This is a genomic window from Streptomyces sp. NRRL S-455, assembly GCF_000717875.1.
GTDB lineage: Bacteria > Actinomycetota > Actinomycetes > Streptomycetales > Streptomycetaceae > Streptomyces.
Map to the genome: position 1 here is coordinate 517,630 of NZ_JOCT01000004.1, position 16,146 is coordinate 533,775.

At 72.6% G+C, this 16,146-nt stretch carries 16 protein-coding genes; 4 read left to right on the top strand and 12 right to left on the bottom strand.

Translation table 11 applies throughout. The features are described from left to right. Positions 1–96: 96 nt before the first annotated feature. Entirely contained in the window at positions 97–2,418 is a 2,322-nt protein-coding gene (locus IE97_RS0107965) for a glycoside hydrolase family 3 N-terminal domain-containing protein (protein ID WP_030233703.1), read from the top strand. A gap of 9 nt (positions 2,419–2,427) precedes the next feature. On the opposite strand, the gene IE97_RS0107970 is transcribed toward IE97_RS0107965, so the two are convergent. Genes IE97_RS0107970 through tsaB form a run of 4 tightly spaced genes read right to left on the bottom strand, consistent with a single transcriptional unit; the run spans position 2,428 to position 4,931 of the window. Beyond that, the gene (locus tag IE97_RS0107970; RefSeq protein ID WP_030233707.1) at positions 2,428–2,685 is read right to left on the bottom strand and encodes a hypothetical protein; all 258 of its coding nucleotides are present in this window, start codon (positions 2,683–2,685) and stop codon (positions 2,428–2,430) included. Continuing rightward, positions 2,682–3,785: a tRNA (adenosine(37)-N6)-threonylcarbamoyltransferase complex transferase subunit TsaD gene (tsaD, locus tag IE97_RS0107975; RefSeq protein WP_030233710.1), complete on the bottom strand. Its 1,104-nt coding sequence runs from the start codon at positions 3,783–3,785 to the stop codon at positions 2,682–2,684. The genes IE97_RS0107970 and tsaD overlap by 4 nt, the downstream gene beginning before the upstream one ends. After that, positions 3,778–4,281 carry a ribosomal protein S18-alanine N-acetyltransferase gene (gene rimI / locus IE97_RS0107980; protein WP_030233715.1) on the bottom strand — a complete coding sequence of 168 codons (504 nt, stop codon included), beginning with the start codon at positions 4,279–4,281 and terminating at the stop codon, positions 3,778–3,780. Before rimI ends, tsaD begins: the two co-directional genes overlap by 8 nt. Beyond that, positions 4,278–4,931 (bottom strand): tRNA (adenosine(37)-N6)-threonylcarbamoyltransferase complex dimerization subunit type 1 TsaB, encoded by a 654-nt coding sequence (gene tsaB, locus IE97_RS0107985; protein ID WP_030233718.1) that lies wholly within the window; start codon positions 4,929–4,931, stop codon positions 4,278–4,280. The genes rimI and tsaB overlap by 4 nt, the downstream gene beginning before the upstream one ends. Before the next feature lie 138 nt (positions 4,932–5,069). Between tsaB and IE97_RS0107990 the strand changes: the two genes are divergently transcribed. Beyond that, positions 5,070–5,624 (top strand): hypothetical protein, encoded by a 555-nt coding sequence (locus IE97_RS0107990; protein WP_030233722.1) that lies wholly within the window; start codon positions 5,070–5,072, stop codon positions 5,622–5,624. 46 nt (positions 5,625–5,670) lie between these two features. Here the strand turns inward: IE97_RS0107990 and IE97_RS42430 are convergent, their stop codons facing one another. The 5 genes from IE97_RS42430 to IE97_RS0108015 form a co-directional block, all read right to left on the bottom strand. Further along, positions 5,671–5,838 carry a hypothetical protein gene (locus IE97_RS42430; RefSeq protein WP_158715544.1) on the bottom strand — a complete coding sequence of 56 codons (168 nt, stop codon included), beginning with the start codon at positions 5,836–5,838 and terminating at the stop codon, positions 5,671–5,673. A 155-nt stretch (positions 5,839–5,993) separates the two neighbouring features. Beyond that, on the bottom strand, positions 5,994–6,527 hold the full coding sequence (gene tsaE, locus IE97_RS0108000; protein WP_267881706.1) for a tRNA (adenosine(37)-N6)-threonylcarbamoyltransferase complex ATPase subunit type 1 TsaE: 534 nt from the start codon (positions 6,525–6,527) through the stop codon (positions 5,994–5,996). A gap of 38 nt (positions 6,528–6,565) precedes the next feature. Then, on the bottom strand, positions 6,566–7,810 hold the full coding sequence (locus tag IE97_RS0108005) for an alpha/beta fold hydrolase (RefSeq protein WP_030233730.1): 1,245 nt from the start codon (positions 7,808–7,810) through the stop codon (positions 6,566–6,568). Between the two features lie 133 nt (positions 7,811–7,943). Beyond that, a complete protein-coding gene (gene alr, locus IE97_RS0108010; RefSeq protein WP_030233734.1) occupies positions 7,944–9,113 on the bottom strand; it encodes an alanine racemase in 1,170 nt (389 codons plus the stop codon). Between the two features lie 612 nt (positions 9,114–9,725). Further along, complete coding sequence (locus IE97_RS0108015; protein WP_030233737.1) at positions 9,726–11,174, bottom strand: bifunctional ADP-dependent NAD(P)H-hydrate dehydratase/NAD(P)H-hydrate epimerase; 1,449 nt, start codon at positions 11,172–11,174, stop codon at positions 9,726–9,728. Between the two features lie 220 nt (positions 11,175–11,394). On the opposite strand from IE97_RS0108015, the gene IE97_RS0108020 reads away from it, so the two are divergent. Then, on the top strand, positions 11,395–12,549 hold the full coding sequence (locus tag IE97_RS0108020) for a hypothetical protein (protein ID WP_030233741.1): 1,155 nt from the start codon (positions 11,395–11,397) through the stop codon (positions 12,547–12,549). Positions 12,550–12,579: 30 nt separating this feature from the next. Here IE97_RS0108020 and IE97_RS0108025 read toward each other — a convergent pair whose 3' ends face one another. Next, the gene (locus tag IE97_RS0108025) at positions 12,580–13,584 is read right to left on the bottom strand and encodes a BtrH N-terminal domain-containing protein (RefSeq protein ID WP_030233745.1); all 1,005 of its coding nucleotides are present in this window, start codon (positions 13,582–13,584) and stop codon (positions 12,580–12,582) included. 138 nt (positions 13,585–13,722) lie between these two features. On the opposite strand from IE97_RS0108025, the gene IE97_RS0108030 reads away from it, so the two are divergent. Beyond that, complete coding sequence (locus IE97_RS0108030; protein WP_030233750.1) at positions 13,723–13,995, top strand: hypothetical protein; 273 nt, start codon at positions 13,723–13,725, stop codon at positions 13,993–13,995. Positions 13,996–14,017: 22 nt separating this feature from the next. Here IE97_RS0108030 and IE97_RS0108035 read toward each other — a convergent pair whose 3' ends face one another. After that, positions 14,018–14,389 carry a holo-ACP synthase gene (locus tag IE97_RS0108035; RefSeq protein ID WP_030233753.1) on the bottom strand — a complete coding sequence of 124 codons (372 nt, stop codon included), beginning with the start codon at positions 14,387–14,389 and terminating at the stop codon, positions 14,018–14,020. A gap of 340 nt (positions 14,390–14,729) precedes the next feature. Beyond that, positions 14,730–15,968, bottom strand: a complete 1,239-nt coding sequence (locus IE97_RS0108045; protein WP_030233758.1) for an RNA-guided endonuclease InsQ/TnpB family protein — start codon at positions 15,966–15,968, stop codon at positions 14,730–14,732. Between the last annotated feature and the right edge of the window lie 178 nt (positions 15,969–16,146).

A 16,146-nucleotide genomic window follows, 5' to 3' on the forward strand; every position in this document is an offset into this window, starting at 1 on the left:
TGACGAAGTCCCTGGGGCGCCATAGGTTCCCGGAACATTCGAAGTGCATGTCGAAACATTCGTGAGAGGGCCGTCCCGTCCACCGACAGGAGCTTCATGACCACCGCGCCCTGGCGTGACCCCGCCCTGCCCGCCACCGCCCGCGTCGACGACCTGCTCTCCCGGATGACCCTGGAGGAGAAGACCGCCCAGTTGTACGGCGTGTGGGTGGGTGCCGCGACGGACGGCGACGGAGTCGCTCCGCACCAGCACGACATGACCGTCGACTACTCCGAAGAAGCATGGGACGAGCTGATCACCCACGGTCTGGGCCAGCTCACCCGCTCCTTCGGCACCGCCCCGGTGGACCCGGCGCTCGGGGCCCGGGCCCTCGCCCGAGCCCAGCGCCGTATCGCCGAGGCCGGCCGCTTCGGCATCCCGGCGGTCGCGCACGAGGAGTGCCTGGCCGGCTTCACCGCCTGGCAGGCCACGGCCTACCCGGTCCCGCTGGCCTGGGGCGCGACCTGGGACCCCCCGCTGGTCGAGGAGATGGCCCGCCGCATCGGCGACGACCTGCGCTCGGCCGGAGTCCACCAGGGCCTCGCGCCGGTCCTGGACGTCGTACGCGATCCGCGCTGGGGGCGCGTGGAAGAGACGATCGGGGAGGACCCGTACCTGGTCGGCACGGTCGGCGCGGCCTACGTGCGGGGCCTGGAGTCGGCCGGGATCGTCGCCACGCTCAAGCACTTCGCCGGGTACGCCGCCTCGGCCGGCGCCCGCAACCTGGCCCCGGTCCGGGCCGGCGTCCGCGAGTTCGCGGACGTCACCCTGCCGCCCTTCGAGATGGCGCTGCGCGAGGGCAGGCCCCGCTCGGTGATGGCCGCCTACACCGAGACCGACGGCGTCCCGGCCTCCGCGGACCCCGAGCTGCTGACCCGGATCCTGCGCGAGGAGTGGGGCTTCACCGGCACGGTGGTCGCGGACTACTTCGGCATCGGCTTCCTGCAGACCCTCCACCGGGTCGCCGGCTCCCCCGCCGAGGCGGCCCACGCGGCGCTCGCGGCCGGCATCGACGTCGAACTGCCCACGCTCAAGTGCTACGGGCAGCCGCTGCTGGACGCGGTCCGCTCGGGGCAGGTCCCCGAGGAGCTCGTGGACCGCGCGGCCCGCCGCGTCCTGCTCCAGAAGTGCGAACTGGGCCTGCTCGACGAGGACTGGACCCCCGAGCCGGCCACGGCGATCGAGCTGGACTCGACGGGCAACCGGATCCTGGCCCGCCGCCTGGCCGAGGAGTCCGTCGTCCTGCTCGACAACCCCGACGGGCTGCTCCCGCTGGCCCCCGACACCAGGATCGCGGCGGTCGGCCCCCGGGCCGCCGACGCCCTGGCCATGCTGGGCTGTTATTCCTTCCCGTCCCACGTCCTCACCCACCACCCGGACGTGCCGGTCGGCATCGAGATCCCGACCGTCCTGGACGCCCTGCGCACCGAACTGCCGGACGCCAAGGTGACGTTCGCGCGGGGCTGTGACGTGACCGACCCGGACACCGCGGGCTTCGAGGAGGCCATCGCCCGGACCGCCGAGGCGGACGTGTGCGTGGCGGTCCTCGGCGACCGGGCGGGCCTGTTCGGCCGCGGCACCTCCGGCGAGGGCTGCGACGCGACGGACCTGAGCCTCCCGGGCGCCCAGGGCGAGCTGCTGGACGCCCTGGTGGCCACGGGCGTGCCCGTGGTGCTGGTGCTGCTGACCGGCCGCCCGTACGCCCTGGGCCGCTGGCACGGCCGTCTGGGCGCGGTCGTCCAGGCCTTCTTCCCGGGGGAGGAGGGCGGCCCGGCGGTGGCGGGAGTGCTGTCGGGCCGCGTGAATCCCTCGGGACGCCTCCCCGTGAGCGTCCCGCTACTCCCCGGCGGCCAGCCCTGGACGTACCTCCAGCCGCCGCTCGGCCTCGCGGGCGAGGTCAGCAACCTGGACCCGACGCCGCTCTACGCCTTCGGCCACGGCCGCTCGTACACGACGTTCGCGTGGGAGGACGGCACGGGCGGTGCGGAGCCGGTGGAGCTCGGCACGGACGGGACGTACGACGTGTCGGTGACCGTCCGCAACACGGGCGACCGCGAGGGCGCGGAGGTCGTGCAGCTGTACCTGCACGACCCGGTGGCCTCGGTGACCCGCCCCGACATGCGCCTGATCGGCTACCAGCGGGTGACGGCGGCCCCGGGCGAGGCGGCCCGGGTGACGTTCCGCTTCCACCCGGACCTGTCGTCCTTCACCGACCGCTCGGGCCGCCGGGTGGTCGAACCCGGCGCCCTGGAACTGCGGTTGGCGGCGTCCAGCACGGACGTACGCCACACGGCCCGGCTGAACCTCACGGGGCCGGCCCGGGTGCTGGGCCCGGACCGGCGGCTGCGGTGCGAGACGGAGGTGCGGAGCGCGGACTGACCGGCCGGGTCAGCCCGTGCCCACCGACTCGAACCGCCACCGGTGCACCGCCCGGGTGACCAGCTCCCCCGCCGGCTCCGGAAGTTCGGGCAGCTCGGCGTCGTACGGGGCGTCCCACCAGGTGATGACGAGGACGCGGTCCTGAGGGGCGCGCAGGATCTCCCGGCGCAGGGGCTCCCGGGGGAGCCGCTGCGCCCGCGCCCAGGCGAGCAGTTCCTCGCCGCGCCCGGGCACCGCCCGCGCCTCCCACATCAGGGCGACCGTCATGAGTAGAGGTTCTCCTTGCTGACCTCGTGCACATGGTCGTGGCCGTGGTCGCCCGGGACGTGCGGTTCCGTCACCGGCAGCGAGGAGTCCGCCGGCAGGTCCCAGCTCGACGCGGTCCGGTTCCGGGCCACCATCTCGGCGCCGAGCGCGGCGACCATCGCCCCGTTGTCCGTGCACAGCTTGGGCCGCGGCACGCGCAGCCGGATCCCGGCCGCCTCGCAGCGCTCCTGGGCCAGGGCGCGCAGCCGGGAGTTGGCGGCCACACCGCCGCCGATCATCAGGTGGTCCACGCCCTCGTCCTTGCACGCCCGGACGGCCTTGCGGGTCAGCACGTCCACGACCGCCTCCTGGAAGGAGGCCGCCACGTCCCGTACGGGTACTTCCTCGCCCGCCGCCCGCTTCGCCTCGATCCAGCGCGCCACGGCCGTCTTCAGCCCGGAGAAGGAGAAGTCGTAGGCGGGGTCGCGCGGACCGGTCAGTCCGCGCGGGAAGGCGATCGCGTCCGGGTCGCCCTCGCGTGCGTACCGGTCGATGACTGGGCCGCCCGGGAAGCCCAGGTTCAACACGCGGGCGATCTTGTCGAAGGCCTCACCTGCCGCGTCGTCGATGGTCGCGCCCATGGGGCGGACGTCCGAGGTGATGTCGCTCGACAGCAGCAGCGAGGAGTGTCCGCCGGACACCAGCAGCGCCATGGTCGGCTCCGGCAGCGCGCCGTGCTCCAGCTGGTCCACGCAGATGTGCGAGGCGAGGTGGTTGACGCCGTACAGGGGCTTGCCGAGCGCGTAGGCGTACGCCTTCGCCGCGGAGACGCCGACCAGCAGGGCGCCCGCGAGCCCGGGACCCGCGGTGACGGCGATGCCGTCCAGGTCCCGCGCGCTCACCCCGGCCTCCTTCAGGGCGCGGTCGATGGTGGGCACCATCGCCTCCAGGTGCGCACGGGAGGCGACCTCGGGCACGACGCCGCCGAAGCGGGCGTGCTCGTCGACGCTGGAGGCGACGGCGTCGGCGAGCAGGGTGGTGCCACGGACGATGCCTACGCCGGTCTCGTCGCAGGAGGTCTCGATGCCGAGGACGAGCGGCTCGTCGCGTGAGTCAGCCATTGATCTGGGTTCCTTGTACGGAAGAGAAGTCGGTCAGTCGCATCACCAGGGCGTCCACGTTCCCCGGCTGGTAGTAGCCGCGCCTGAAGCCGATGGCCTCGAAGCCGAAACGCTCGTACAGCTTCTGCGCGCGGACGTTGTCCACGCGGCACTCCAGCATCACTTCGGCGCACTCGAAGGCGGTCGCGGCCCGCAGCAGTTCGGTGAGGAGACGGCCGCCCAGCCCCGTCCCCCACTGGTCCCGGGTGACGGCGATGGTCTGGATGTCGGCCTGTTCGCCGGAGGAGGCGACACCGGCGTAGCCGACGATCCGCTCCCCCGCCTCGGCCACGACGTACCTCCGGGTCGCCTCCGGCCCGCGGGCGTGGGCCAGCTCGGACCAGAACATGCCCCGCGACCAGGCGTCGTCGGGGAACAGGTCCCGCTCCAGCTCCAGCACGGGGTCGATGTCCCACCAGCGCATCTCGCGCAGCACACACGTCACGGGATCGGTCACTTGGGGGTGACCACCTTGTAGTTCTTGGGGACCTGGGCGTCGGGGCGGCGCAGGTACAGCGGCCGGGGCGCGGGGAGTTCCTCGCCCGCCGCGAGCCTCTCGGCGGCCAGCCGGGCGAGGGCTGCGGCGGACACGTGCTCGGGCTCGTGCGCCTCGGGGAAGGTGTCCGGGTACAGCAGCGCGCCCGCGCCGACCGCGGGCAGGCCCGCGACCTGCTCGGCGATGTCGGCGGGCCGGTCGACGGCCGGGTCGGTGACGCGGGTGCGGGAGTCGGCGTAGCGCGCCCAGTACACCTCCTTGCGGCGGGCGTCGGTGGCTACCACGAAGGGGCCCTCGAGGTCGGTGGCACAGGCGAGTCCGTCCAGGGTGCACACGCCGTGCACGGGGACGCCGAGCGCGAGGCCGAAGGTCTCGGCGGTCATCAGTCCGACGCGCAGCCCGGTGTACGGGCCCGGGCCGATGCCGGCGACGATCCCGGTGACGGCGTCGAGCCCCCGGCCGGCCTCGGCGAGCACCCGGTCGATCGCCGGCAGCAGCAGTTCCCCGTGCCGTCGCGCGTCCACCTGACTCGACGAGGCGATGACGTCGCGTCCGTCGTGCAGCGCGACGGTGACGGCGGGTGTGGCGGTATCCAGAGCGAGCAAGAGCACGCAAACAGCCTACGGCTCCCCGCAGCCCGTGTCGGACGTACCTGGCGGGCAGTCACCTGCTGCTACCGTCACCTTCCGTCACGGCCGGGCGGACAGGGCGTGCACGACAAGGGACGTACGACGCGGAGGTGGGTGCCGGTGGCAGTCAGCAGCTCGGGGATCGTGGCCGGGCTGACCGCCGCGGCCCTCGCGACGGTCGGTTACCTCGCCCACCAGGCCTCGCAGACCGTCCCGGCCGGTCTGGGCAGGCCGCAGCCGGGGGTCTCACCCGCGGTCGGTCCCTCGAAGGCGCCCCAGGTCAGGACGGACCCGACCGCGCTGCCCAGCGGGTCCGGCACGGGCGCGCGGGTGGTGTACTCCCTGCGCGCCGACCGGGTGTGGCTGGTCGCCGCCGACGAGGCGGTCAGCCGCACGTTCAAGGTCTATCCGAGCCAGGTGGACCCGGCCCCGGGCAGCTACACGGTCACGTCCCGCTCGAACACGATCACCGGCTCGGACGGCGTGCCGGTCGAGCACGTCGTGCGCTTCACCAGCGTGGACGGCGTGGTGATCGGCTTCAGCGCGGCCGTGAGCGGCTCGACCGCCGCGCCCGGCGGGCAGGTGCGTACGGGCGGCATCCGCGAGTCGCGCGTGGACGGCGACGCGATGTGGACGTTCGCGACGATCGGCCGCAAGGTCGTGGTCGTCGGCTAGCGGAACGGCTGCGCGGCCTCGCGGTGGTCCTCGGCCGGCGGAACGGCTACGCGGCCTCGCGGTGGTCCTCGGCCGGCTCGGAGAGGTCCGGCTCGGGAGCACGTGGGGGCGTGGAGATCAGCACCGCCGCCTCGCCCGCCGCCAGCAGCTCGCGCATGGACACCCCGGCGCCCGCGAACGGCAGCGGCTGCCCCTTGCTCTGTATGGCCGACATGGACGCCTCCTGAAGGGCGGGGGCGGACGTAGTTAGGCAGACCTAACTACGGACTGGATACCATGTGACCACGGACAAGACGCCGAACGCAACATCTTGCCGACGCGATGTCGGAACGTTCATCAAAACGCCACGTGCTCCGCGAGCGGCGGGGTCTACGCCGCGAGCGCGCTCAGGTCGGCCGCCGCCCAGCGTTCCCCCAGACCGGTGATCGTCATCTGCCGGACCTCGTCGGTCGTGTCGCCCACCGCCCGGTGGATGACGACCTGGAGCCGCTCCTCCGTCAGCTCCTCGACCTTGCCCTCGCCCCACTCCACGACGACCACGGACTCGGGCAGCGAGACGTCGAGATCGAGGTCCTCCATCTCGTCCAGCCCGCCGGAGAGCCGGTAGGCGTCGACGTGGACCAGCGGCGGCCCGTCGCCCAGCGACGGATGCACCCGGGCGATCACGAACGTCGGCGAGGTGACGGCCCCGCGCACGCCGAGCCCCTCGCCCAGCCCACGGGTCAGCGTCGTCTTGCCCGCCCCGAGTTCCCCGCTGAGCATCACCAGGTCCCCCGCGCGCAGCAGTTTCGCGAGTCGGCGGCCCAGCTCCCGCATCTGCTCGGGGGAGGTGACGGTGACGTTCACGGAGCCGGAGCCGGAGCCGGAGCTCACGGATTCGCGCGGTGTTGCGGTTTCTTCCATCGCCACTCACTAGCAGTAGTACCGGCAGCCACCCTCCGTCAGGAGGAGGCGGAGTCACAGCCTTTCACGGTAGCCGTGGCGGGCATCGCCCCCGTACGGGCGAGCAGATCGGCGAGGCGGTCGGTGACGACCGCCGGGTGCTCCAGCATGACCAGGTGCCCGGCATCCGGCACCAGTACCAGCTCCGCGCCCGCCAGGACGTCGGCGATCGCCTCGCTGTGCTCACTGGGCGTGACCAGGTCCTGCACCCCTGCCAGGACGAGGACCGGCATGTCGGCGAAGTGGACGAGGGCCTCGGTCTTGTCGTGGTCGTTGAACGCCGGGTAGTACTCGGCGACCACGTCGATCGGCGTGCTCTCGATCATGCGTTCGGCGAACCGGGCGATGGCCGGGTCGACGTCCCGCGACGCGAACGAGTACCGCTTGATGACCCCGGCGAACAGGTCGGCGGTGGCCCGGCGCCCCTTCTCCACCAGCTCGGCCCGCTGCCCCAGCGCCTTCAGCACTCCGGGCAGCACCCGCCGCACCGCGTTGACCCCGGCGACCGGGAGCCCGTAGTTGACCTCGCCGAGCTTCCCCGACGACGTCCCCACGAAGGCGACCCCGACGACCCGCTCCCGGATCAGCTCGGGGTACTGGTCGGCCAGCGCCATCACCGTCATGCCGCCCATGGAGTGCCCGACCAGCACGATCGGCCCCTCGGGCGCGGCCGCGTCGATGACGGCCTTCAGGTCGCGGCCCAGCTGCTCGATGGTGACCGCCTCGTCCCGTGCCTGGGCCACACCTCGCCCGGACCGGCCGTGGCTGCGCTGGTCCCAGTGCACGGTCCGTACGACGCCCCTGAGCGCCGCCCGCTGGAAGTGCCAGGAGTCCTGGCTGAGGCAGTAGCCGTGGCTGAAGACGACGGTGACGGGGGCGGGTGACTTGCGACCGAAGAGCCTCCGGCGGCGCGGGCCGATGGCTGCGGGGGCGGCCTCCGGGTCGACGTCGTCGACCTCGTAGTACAGCTCCGTGCCGTCGTCGGCGAACGCCTTGCCGGGCATGCCGCGCAGCGAGCCGTAGGGTCCCGCCGAGTCGAGCGCGAGCCGCGCCTTCTGGCGCATGCCGCGGCCGACCGTCATCCGCTCCAGGGCGACACCGGCGGCCGCGCCCGCGGCCACCACGCCTATCGCGACGCCCGCGATGCCGGTCGCCCGGCGCCAGCCTCCCGCCGCCCCCGCGGCGGAGGCCGCGACGGCCGCGCTGGCGGCGTGCGCGACGGCCTCCGCACTGCTCTCGCTCACGTACCGCTCCTCTTCGCCGGGCCGCTGATCGGAATGTCGTTGCTGGTGTTGGTTTCAGGTGCCAAATGCTGCAGTGGCTGCAGCTGTGGTTCACGTGACGGTCGTGCTTCCCGTGACGAGTACCCCGTCCGAGTTACCCGTCCTGTTCCTCATTCACATAGACGCGAGGAACGCGCGTTCCGATCCGGGTCACGATCTCGTAGGCGATGGTTCCGGCCGCCTGGGCCCAGTCCTCGGCGGTGGGCTCGCCGCGGTCCCCCGGCCCGAAGAGGACCGCCTCGGCGCCCGCCTCGGGCTCGTCACCGCCCAGGTCGACCACGAACTGGTCCATGGCGACGCGCCCGGCGATCGTGCGCCACTTGCCCTCCACCAGGACCGGGCCGGCGGAGGAGGCGTGCCGCGGGATGCCGTCCGCGTAGCCGAGCGGGACGAGGCCGAGGGTGGTCTCGCCGGGCGTCACATACCCGTGGCCGTAGCTCACGCCGTGTCCGCCCGGCACGCGCTTGACCAGGGCGAGCGAGGCGGACAGCGTCATCACGGGACGCAGCCCGAAGTCGGCCGGGGTGCCGAGTTCGGGGCTGGGCGAGATGCCGTAGAGGGAGATGCCGGTCCGGACGAGGTCGAAGTGGCTCTCGGGCAGGGTGAGCGTGGCCGGCGAGTTGGCGATGTGCCGGACCTCGGGGCGGACGCCCCGCTCCTCGGCGTACGCGACCATCTCCTGGAAGAGGCCGAGCTGGGCGGCGATGGAAGGATGGCCGGGTTCGTCGGCACAGGCGAGGTGCGACCACAGTCCCGTGACGCGCAGCAGCCCCTCGGCCTCGGCACGCAGCGCCTCGCGGACCAGCTCGGCCCAGTCGTCACCGGGCTGGCAGCCACCCCGTCCGAGTCCCGTGTCCGCCTTGAGCTGCACCCGTGCGGGCCGTCCCGCGAGCCGGGCCGCCTCGGTGACCTCGCCGAGGGCCCACATCGCGCTGACGGACACGTCGAGGTCCGCCTCGATCGCCTCCCGCCAGGGCCCGCCGGGCGTCCACAACCAGCACATGATGCGGCCCGGCAGCCCGGCGGCCCGCAGGGCGAGGGCCTCCTCGGGCGTGGCCGTGCCCAGCCAGTCCGCCCCGGCGGCGACGGCCGCGCGGGCGCACGGCACAGCCCCGTGGCCGTACGCCTCGGACTTCACCACGGCCATCAGGGCCGCGCCCGGCGCGTGGGCACGCAGGGCCCGCACGTTGGCCCGCAGGGCGGCCAGGTCGATCTCCGCACGGGCCCGCAGGGGCGCGGTCCGCGGGGCTGTTCTCTCGCTCATCGCGCCCAGTGTCTCAGAGGGTCCCGCCCCGGGCCGGAGGACCCGGCTCAGCCTTCTCGGCCCGTCCGGGGCCCGACCTTTCAGAACCCACCCGGCGCTTGACCTCTCGAACCCGGCCGGAGCTTGAGCTCTCGATCCCGCCCCCGGCGCTCGAGCTCCCGAACCTGACCGGCGCTCGAGGCCCGAAGCCGCCCGGAGCTCGAGACCCCGAACCGGCCCGGAGCTTGCCGCCCGGAGCTTGAGGCCCCGAACCCGCCCGGAGCTTGAGGCCCCGAACCCGCCCGGAGGTTGAGGCCCCGAACCGGCCCGGAGGTTGAGTTCCCGAACCCGCCCGACGCTCGAGCCCCCGAACTCGGCCGACACCTGAGCCCCCTAACCCGCCCGGAGCTTGAGGCCCCGAACCCGGCCGATCCCTGCGCTCTGCCCGTCCCGCGTTTGTGCTCTGCGCCCGCCCGGCGCATGTGCTCTGCGCCCGCCCGGCGCTTGAGGACGAGGCCGTCCAGGCCGAAGCGGGGGCCCGGGGGCGCCAGCCCCCGGACTCGGGACGGGAAGGGGCGGAGGGGGCGACCCGCCTCACAGCCCCCCTCACCGCCGGCGCACTCACCGGTTCAATCAGCCGAGCACATTCCGCCAAGCCTCCGGAACCGCGTCCGCCACATCGTGCGCCCCCACCGGCGCCCCCTCCGCCGCCAGCCTCCCGGCCAGCCCATGCACATACGCCCCCACACTCGCCGCATCCACCGCCGAGAGCCCCGCCGCCAGCAACGACCCGGCCAGCCCCGACAGCACGTCCCCGCTCCCCGCCGTGGCCAGCCAGGACGTCCCCGTCGGGTTCACCCGCACCGCCCCACCTCCCGGGTCCGCCACCAACGTCGTCGACCCCTTCAGCAGCACGGTCGCCCCGTACCGCCCCGCCAGCTCCCGCGCCGCCGCCAGCCGGGCCCCCTCGACCTCCCGCCGCTCCACCCCGAGCAGCGCCGCCGCCTCTCCCGCGTGCGGTGTCATCAGCGTCGGTGCCCTGCGTGCCCGCACGACCGCCGCGTCGGCCAACCGCAACCCGTCCGCATCGACCAGCACCGGCACGTCCGCCGCCAGCACCTCCCCCACCGTCGCCGCGTCGTCCCCGGCCCCCGGCCCGGTGACCCACGCCTGCACCCGCCCGGCGTGCTTCGGCCCCCGGTCCGACACGAGCGTCTCGGGATACCGCGCGATGACGGCGTCCCCGGCGGGCCCGACGTACCGCACGGCCCCGGCCCCGCCCCGCAGCGCTCCCGCGACGGCGAGCACCGCGGCGCCCGGGTAGCGCGCCGACCCGGCGGCGATTCCCACCACCCCCCGCCGGTACTTGTCGCTCTCGGCCCGCGGCACCGGCAGCAGCTCCGCCACGTCCGCGTGCTGCAACGCCTCCAGCTCCGGCTCGGCCGGCAGCTCCAGCCCGATGTCGACGAGCCGCACGGACCCCGCGTACTCCCGCGCGGGGTCGATCAGCAGACCCGGCTTGTGCGTCCCGAACGTCACCGTCAGATCCGCCCGTACGGCCGCCCCGCGCACCTCGCCCGTGTCGGCCTCGACCCCGCTCGGCAGGTCGACGGCGACGACGGCGCCCCGTGACCGCTCGGCGGCGGCGGCCAGCGGCACCGCGTCCGGCCGCAGGCCGCCCTTCCCGCCGATCCCGATGATGCCGTCCACGACGAGATCGGCCCGCTCGATCAGCTCCTCGACGCCACCGCCGCCCAAGGCCGCACCGGCGTCCACGGCGCGCCCCCCGGCCCGCCGAAGCGCCGCGAGCCCCCCTGCGTGAGCACGCTCAGGCGCGAGCAGCACCGCCGTGACACCGGCCCCGCGCCTCGCCAGCCGGGCACCGGCGTACAACGCGTCACCCCCGTTGTCACCACTGCCGACCAGCAGTACGACCCTGCTCCCGTACACCCGCCCGACCAGGTCGGCGCAGGCGGCGGCGAGTCCGGCGGCGGCGCGTTGCATCAGCGCCCCCTCCGGCAGCCGCGCCATCAGCTCCCGTTCTGCGGTCCTGACCGTCTCCACGCTGTACGCACTACGCATGCGGTCGAGTTTCCCGTACGACCGCCGGACCACTCCCCTGTATCGCGCACGACTCCGGACCGTGTCGCACCTCCGGCAACTCCCGGCAGCACCGCACCCATTGACGCTTTGCGAACCCTTTGCCAGACTCCCCGATCGCACAGAAAGCGCTTGCCCTCACCTTGCGCGCGAGGGCCCACGCGATTGCACACCCCCCACGTCCGAAGAAACCGAGGCCCCCATGGGACGCAGAGCCGCATTACTCGCCGCCGCCGGCGCAACCGCCCTCCTCACCGCCGCCGGCACCCTGACCGCTCCCGCCACCGCCGCCCCCACGCGAGCGGCGGCCTGCGGAGACGGTTCCTACCAGGCCGAGGCCGTGCAGAACGGCAGCACCTGGACCGCCCGGCGCGGCGGCAGCACGCTCTACACCGGCACCGACATGCGCGCCGCCGTCCAGGCGGCAGTCAACGGCCTCACCGCGGGACGCACCGCGAAGGAACGGGTCGTGGTCCGCGGCTCGGGCTCGATTCCGGCGGGATCCCGCATCTCCCTGCCGAGCTACACCGTCCTCGACGTCTGCGGCACCATCGACGTCACCGGCAGCGGCTCGGGCGACCAGGCGCCGGTCTACTCACGCGGCACCCGCGACGTCGAGGTCCAGAACCTCAAGCTCACCGGCACACCGCTGTACGGGATCTTCCTGCGCAACGTCCAGAACGTGGTGCTCGGCCAGATCGACATGCGCCTCTCCCGCGGCCTGGGCGTCCGCATCGACAACCGCGGCGACACCAGTCAGTGGACGCGCAACGTCCGTATCGACAACGTCCACGTCTCCGGCGCGTCCAGCCACGCGGTCGAGACCTACGGTGTCGACGGCCTCACCATCGGCACGGTCACCGCCCGCAACGTGGGCGAGTCCGGCCTGCTGCTCAACCAGACCATCAACGCGAGCGTCACCAAGGTGGACGCGGAGAACGCGGGCACCGGCACCGGCTACGCGGCCTTCCGGATGGCCAACCGCAACGGCCGGGTCGGCAGCGGCTACCCCACCAACATCCGCGTCGGCGAGGTCATCGCCCGGGGCGGCGGGCGCGGCGTGTTCTGCGTCTCCGAGAGCGGCGGGGCGACGATCAACAAGGTGACTCTCTCCAACACCGGCAACAACTCGGTCCTGATCGAGAACTGCTACAACGTCAGCCTTGCGGCCCAGAGCGGCACGATCACGGGCGGCGGCGAGCTGCGCCTGGCCGCGCGCTCGGAGTTCCCCAACAACAAGGACATCACCATCCAGAACCTGACGGTCACCAACTCGGCCATCAGGGAGAACCCGTGTGGTGAGAACACGACGTTCCGCAACATCACACGGGTGAACAGCAGCCAGTCGATCTGCTGACGCCCCCGCGCCCCTCGAAGCCCTCGCCCCTCAGCCGGCGGGGGCTTCGCCGCCCAGCCGGCTCAGCGCCTGCATGGCCTCGCGCTCGACGCGCGCGATGTCGGAGAGGACGGCACCCGCCCGCATGAGGCCCTGCCCCTCACCCGACTCACCGGCTGTCGCGATCAGCGCCGCGACCTCCGTCCACAGGGCGGCCGCCTCCGAGTACAGCCCGTGCCCGGTGCGCAGATGGCCGCTGTCGAGCCACTGGGCGCACTCGGCGAGGAAGTCGCGGTAGAGGTTGCGGAACAGGGCACCACCGGTGCCGGCCTTCTCCATCAGGCGGGCGGCCTGCGGCAGATCCCGGCGCGGGTCGTCGGTGCGTTGGAGCCAGCCTGGCACGAGCTTCCCGGCCTTCTCGATGCCCCGGTGGCCGAGGTTGGCGATGGGCGGGTGGAGGAAGGCGTCCGCGCAGGCGGTGATGGCGGGAACGATCCGGTCCCGTGGGGCGGGCGGCTCGGCCGGAGCAGTGAGGGTGAAGGACCGGTGCCGGGCGGTCATCGGCCCGCGCGCGGCCCTGGCCCGGGCGAGGCCGGCCAGACTGGTGGACACCGCGCCGCCCTGCTGCTCGGTGTCCACGAGGTAGGCGTTCCGCTCGTCATAGCCGTACAGGGCGACGACATGGCCGCCGAAGTGCACCTTCGAGGTGAAGTAGTCCAGGTGGTAGCTGTCGAGCTGCAGCCCGACGGGGTGCCCGGCGTCGATGGCCGCCGCCACGTTCTCCCACCCCTTGCGGGCGGATCCGGTCTCCCGCACCACGAGTTCCAGCCCGAGTCTTCCGGCCAGGTTCCTGGTGAGCTCGAAGGGCTTGACCCGCCCTCCGAGGAACGGGAAGTCCATGTTCTTGCTGTCCCAGTAGACGAAGGACAGTCCGGAGCCGAGGCCGAAGAGCATGGGCTCGGACAGGTCGATGCCCTGGTGCCGCAGCAGCAGTCCCAGTGCTGTCGTCTCGCAGTGCTGCGCGCCACGGGTGTCGACGCCTTTCACCATGACCATGCTGTGCCTCCTGAAGGTCCGCTATGATCGACCCACGATTTGAACTCGTTCAAAACGGTCGCTCGAAGATCGCTCGAAGATCGCTGGAAGACCACTCGAAGATCGCTCGTAGGTCGTTCAAAAGGGGGAGGCCAGACCATGGCCGGATCCACCAGCTCCACCGCAACCGACACGCCGGCCACCGCCCTTGGCCCCACGGCACTCGTCCTCGGCGCCTTCTCCGCCGTGGGCACATGGGCGTTCCTGTTCCCCTGGACGGTGCTGGCCGGGGCGCTGGCCGTCACGTTCGGCGTGATGGGCCTGCACTACGCCCGCAAGGGCATGGGCCGGCTGTGGACGGCGGCGACGGGCACGGTGCTGGGCGCGGCAGGCTTCATCGGCACCTTCACGCTCCTGTGGGCGATGTACTGACGCACCACCCCGTGTCACCCCGTCACCCCTCCGCGATGACAACGGCCGAGGCCACCCCGGCGTCATGACTCAGGGACACGTGCCAGGACCGCACACCGAGCTCGGCGGCCCGCGCGGCCACCGTCCCGCTCACGCGCAGCCGGGGTTGCCCACTGTCCTCGACGCACACCTCGGCATCGGTCCAGAGCAGCCCGGCCGGTGCACCGAGCGCCTTGGCCAGGGCCTCCTTGGCGGCGAACCGGGCGGCCAGGGAGGCGACACCCCGCCGTTCCCCACTGGGCAGCACCAACTCCCGCTCCACGAACAGCCGCTCGGCCAGCGCGGGCGTACGCTCCAGAGACGCCGCGAACCGCTCGATCTCGGCGACGTCGATCCCGACCCCGATGATGCTCATGCCCAGCACCCTAGTGCGGCGTGTGTGCGTTTCCCTCGCGGCGCCTGAGAGATGCCCGTGAGTGATCTTGATTGTGGTCAGCCCGTGAAGGACTCGGGGCCGAAGCGGCCCCACGCCAGGAAGAGGGCCAGGGCGAGGTCGATCAGGCCGCCCGCGCTCGTCACTCTCTCGCCACGGCGGAGGCGCATGGTCAGCGCGCCGGATGTCAGGCAGACGGTTCAGGCAGACGTGGGTCACAGGCCTCCCTGTCACAGGGCGTCGGGCTGTCTCGCCCAAGGGGACGTAGCCACCGACGAGTACGGAGGAGAACGCAATGGACGCGCGAGTCAACTACCCGTCGCTAGAGCGACGGGCTTGCACAACGGGCATCACTGGGTGTGATGCTGCGTTTGCGTCCAGCCCGGTCCCGCTGGCGCGGTGGTGGGGCAGGGACCGTTGACTGGGCCCCGCATCGCCACAACTCCCGCGCACGGGCGCGGATGTTGCGGGAGCTGTTCCGGTCCGCGTGATCAACGAATCCGCAGGCCCGGCACGCGAACCAGGCCTGCGAGACCCGGTTCGCCCTGTCGACGTGCCCGCACTCGGCGCAGGTGCGCGAGGTGTACGCCGGATCGACATACACCACCGGGACCCCCGCCCGGCGGGCCTTGTACGCGATGAACTGCCCCAGCTGGGCGAAGGCCCAGCTGGAGTGGGTGGCCCGTTGGGGCTTTCGAAGCCGTACCCTCTCACGCATGCCCGTCAGGTCTTCCAGGGCGATTCCGCGCGAGGTGCGTTCTGCCTCGGCCACCACATGCTTCGCGATCTTGTGGTTGATGTCCTTCGCCCGCCGTGCTTCCTTGCGCCGCCGCTTCTTCAGGCGGCGTTTGGCAGACGGGGTGTTCTTCTTGCGCAGCTTGGTCCGCAGCGTGCGTTCCCGCAGCCGTGCGCGGTTGAGGTCGCGTCCGGCCATGATCTCGCCGTCGCTGGTGGTGGCGATGTTGACGATGCCCAAGTCGATGCCGAGGAAGTCCACCGGATCGGTGTTCGGCGGTGCCTCGGGGACCTCGCAGGTGGCCAGCAGAAACCACATGCCGTCGCGGCACACGAGATCGGACTCGCCCTTGCGGTACAGGGCCAGCATGGTCAGCTGTTCCGGCGACGCGGTGAGGGCCACGTCCTTGACCCGGCCCGCCACCGTCCAGATCGAGACCCGCCGCTCGGGAATCCGCCAGGACAGCATCCGGTCGTCGTAGGGCTGCGCACCCTCGGTCCGGAAGGCGATCGGCTTCTCGGTGGCCCGGCGGTAGCGCCTGGAGCCGGGCCTGCCCAGGTTCCCGGCCTTCAGGTTCGCCTTCAGCGTCGCGTACGCGTCGCACACCTTTTTGATCACATGCTGGGCGGCCTGCGCCCCCAGATTCCACCGGGCCTTGATCTCGCCGTAGGCGTGCTCCCGCAAGGCGAAGTTGCGCTTCACGTCCTTGTCGAAGGCGACCCGGCTGCACCAGGTGGCAGCCTCGTTGCACGCCTGCAGGGTCGCCTCAAGTACCTTCGCCTGCACGGGCGTCGGCAACAGCCTCACCTGCACGATCAACTTCACGATCATCAAACGTACGCACGTATACGACTGCCCACCGTGCGTTCATCACGGGCCACCCGACCGAGTGAACGCGCCACCACGTGGACGCAGCACCGGCTCCGACCGGACACGGAACCGGCCGCTTCGCGGCCGAGCACGCACGAGCGATATCGCGGCCCTCCGCGCAACGACCACGAGG

What these genes read in the sequence shown, in the direction of transcription:
- IE97_RS0108030 (WP_030233750.1), top strand. Translation starts at nt 13,723, where the DNA reads ATGGCCGGATCCACCAGCTCCACCGCAACCGACACGCCGGCCACCGCC.
- alr (WP_030233734.1), bottom strand. Translation starts at nt 9,113, where the DNA reads ATGAGCGAGAGAACAGCCCCGCGGACCGCGCCCCTGCGGGCCCGTGCG.
- tsaD (WP_030233710.1), bottom strand. Translation starts at nt 3,785, where the DNA reads ATGGCTGACTCACGCGACGAGCCGCTCGTCCTCGGCATCGAGACCTCC.
- IE97_RS0108020 (WP_030233741.1), top strand. Translation starts at nt 11,395, where the DNA reads ATGGGACGCAGAGCCGCATTACTCGCCGCCGCCGGCGCAACCGCCCTC.
- IE97_RS0108025 (WP_030233745.1), bottom strand. Translation starts at nt 13,584, where the DNA reads ATGGTCATGGTGAAAGGCGTCGACACCCGTGGCGCGCAGCACTGCGAG.
- tsaE (WP_267881706.1), bottom strand. Translation starts at nt 6,527, where the DNA reads ATGGAAGAAACCGCAACACCGCGCGAATCCGTGAGCTCCGGCTCCGGC.
- IE97_RS42430 (WP_158715544.1), bottom strand. Translation starts at nt 5,838, where the DNA reads ATGTCGGCCATACAGAGCAAGGGGCAGCCGCTGCCGTTCGCGGGCGCC.
- IE97_RS0107970 (WP_030233707.1), bottom strand. Translation starts at nt 2,685, where the DNA reads ATGACGGTCGCCCTGATGTGGGAGGCGCGGGCGGTGCCCGGGCGCGGC.
- IE97_RS0108015 (WP_030233737.1), bottom strand. Translation starts at nt 11,174, where the DNA reads ATGCGTAGTGCGTACAGCGTGGAGACGGTCAGGACCGCAGAACGGGAG.
- IE97_RS0107965 (WP_030233703.1), top strand. Translation starts at nt 97, where the DNA reads ATGACCACCGCGCCCTGGCGTGACCCCGCCCTGCCCGCCACCGCCCGC.
- IE97_RS0108035 (WP_030233753.1), bottom strand. Translation starts at nt 14,389, where the DNA reads ATGAGCATCATCGGGGTCGGGATCGACGTCGCCGAGATCGAGCGGTTC.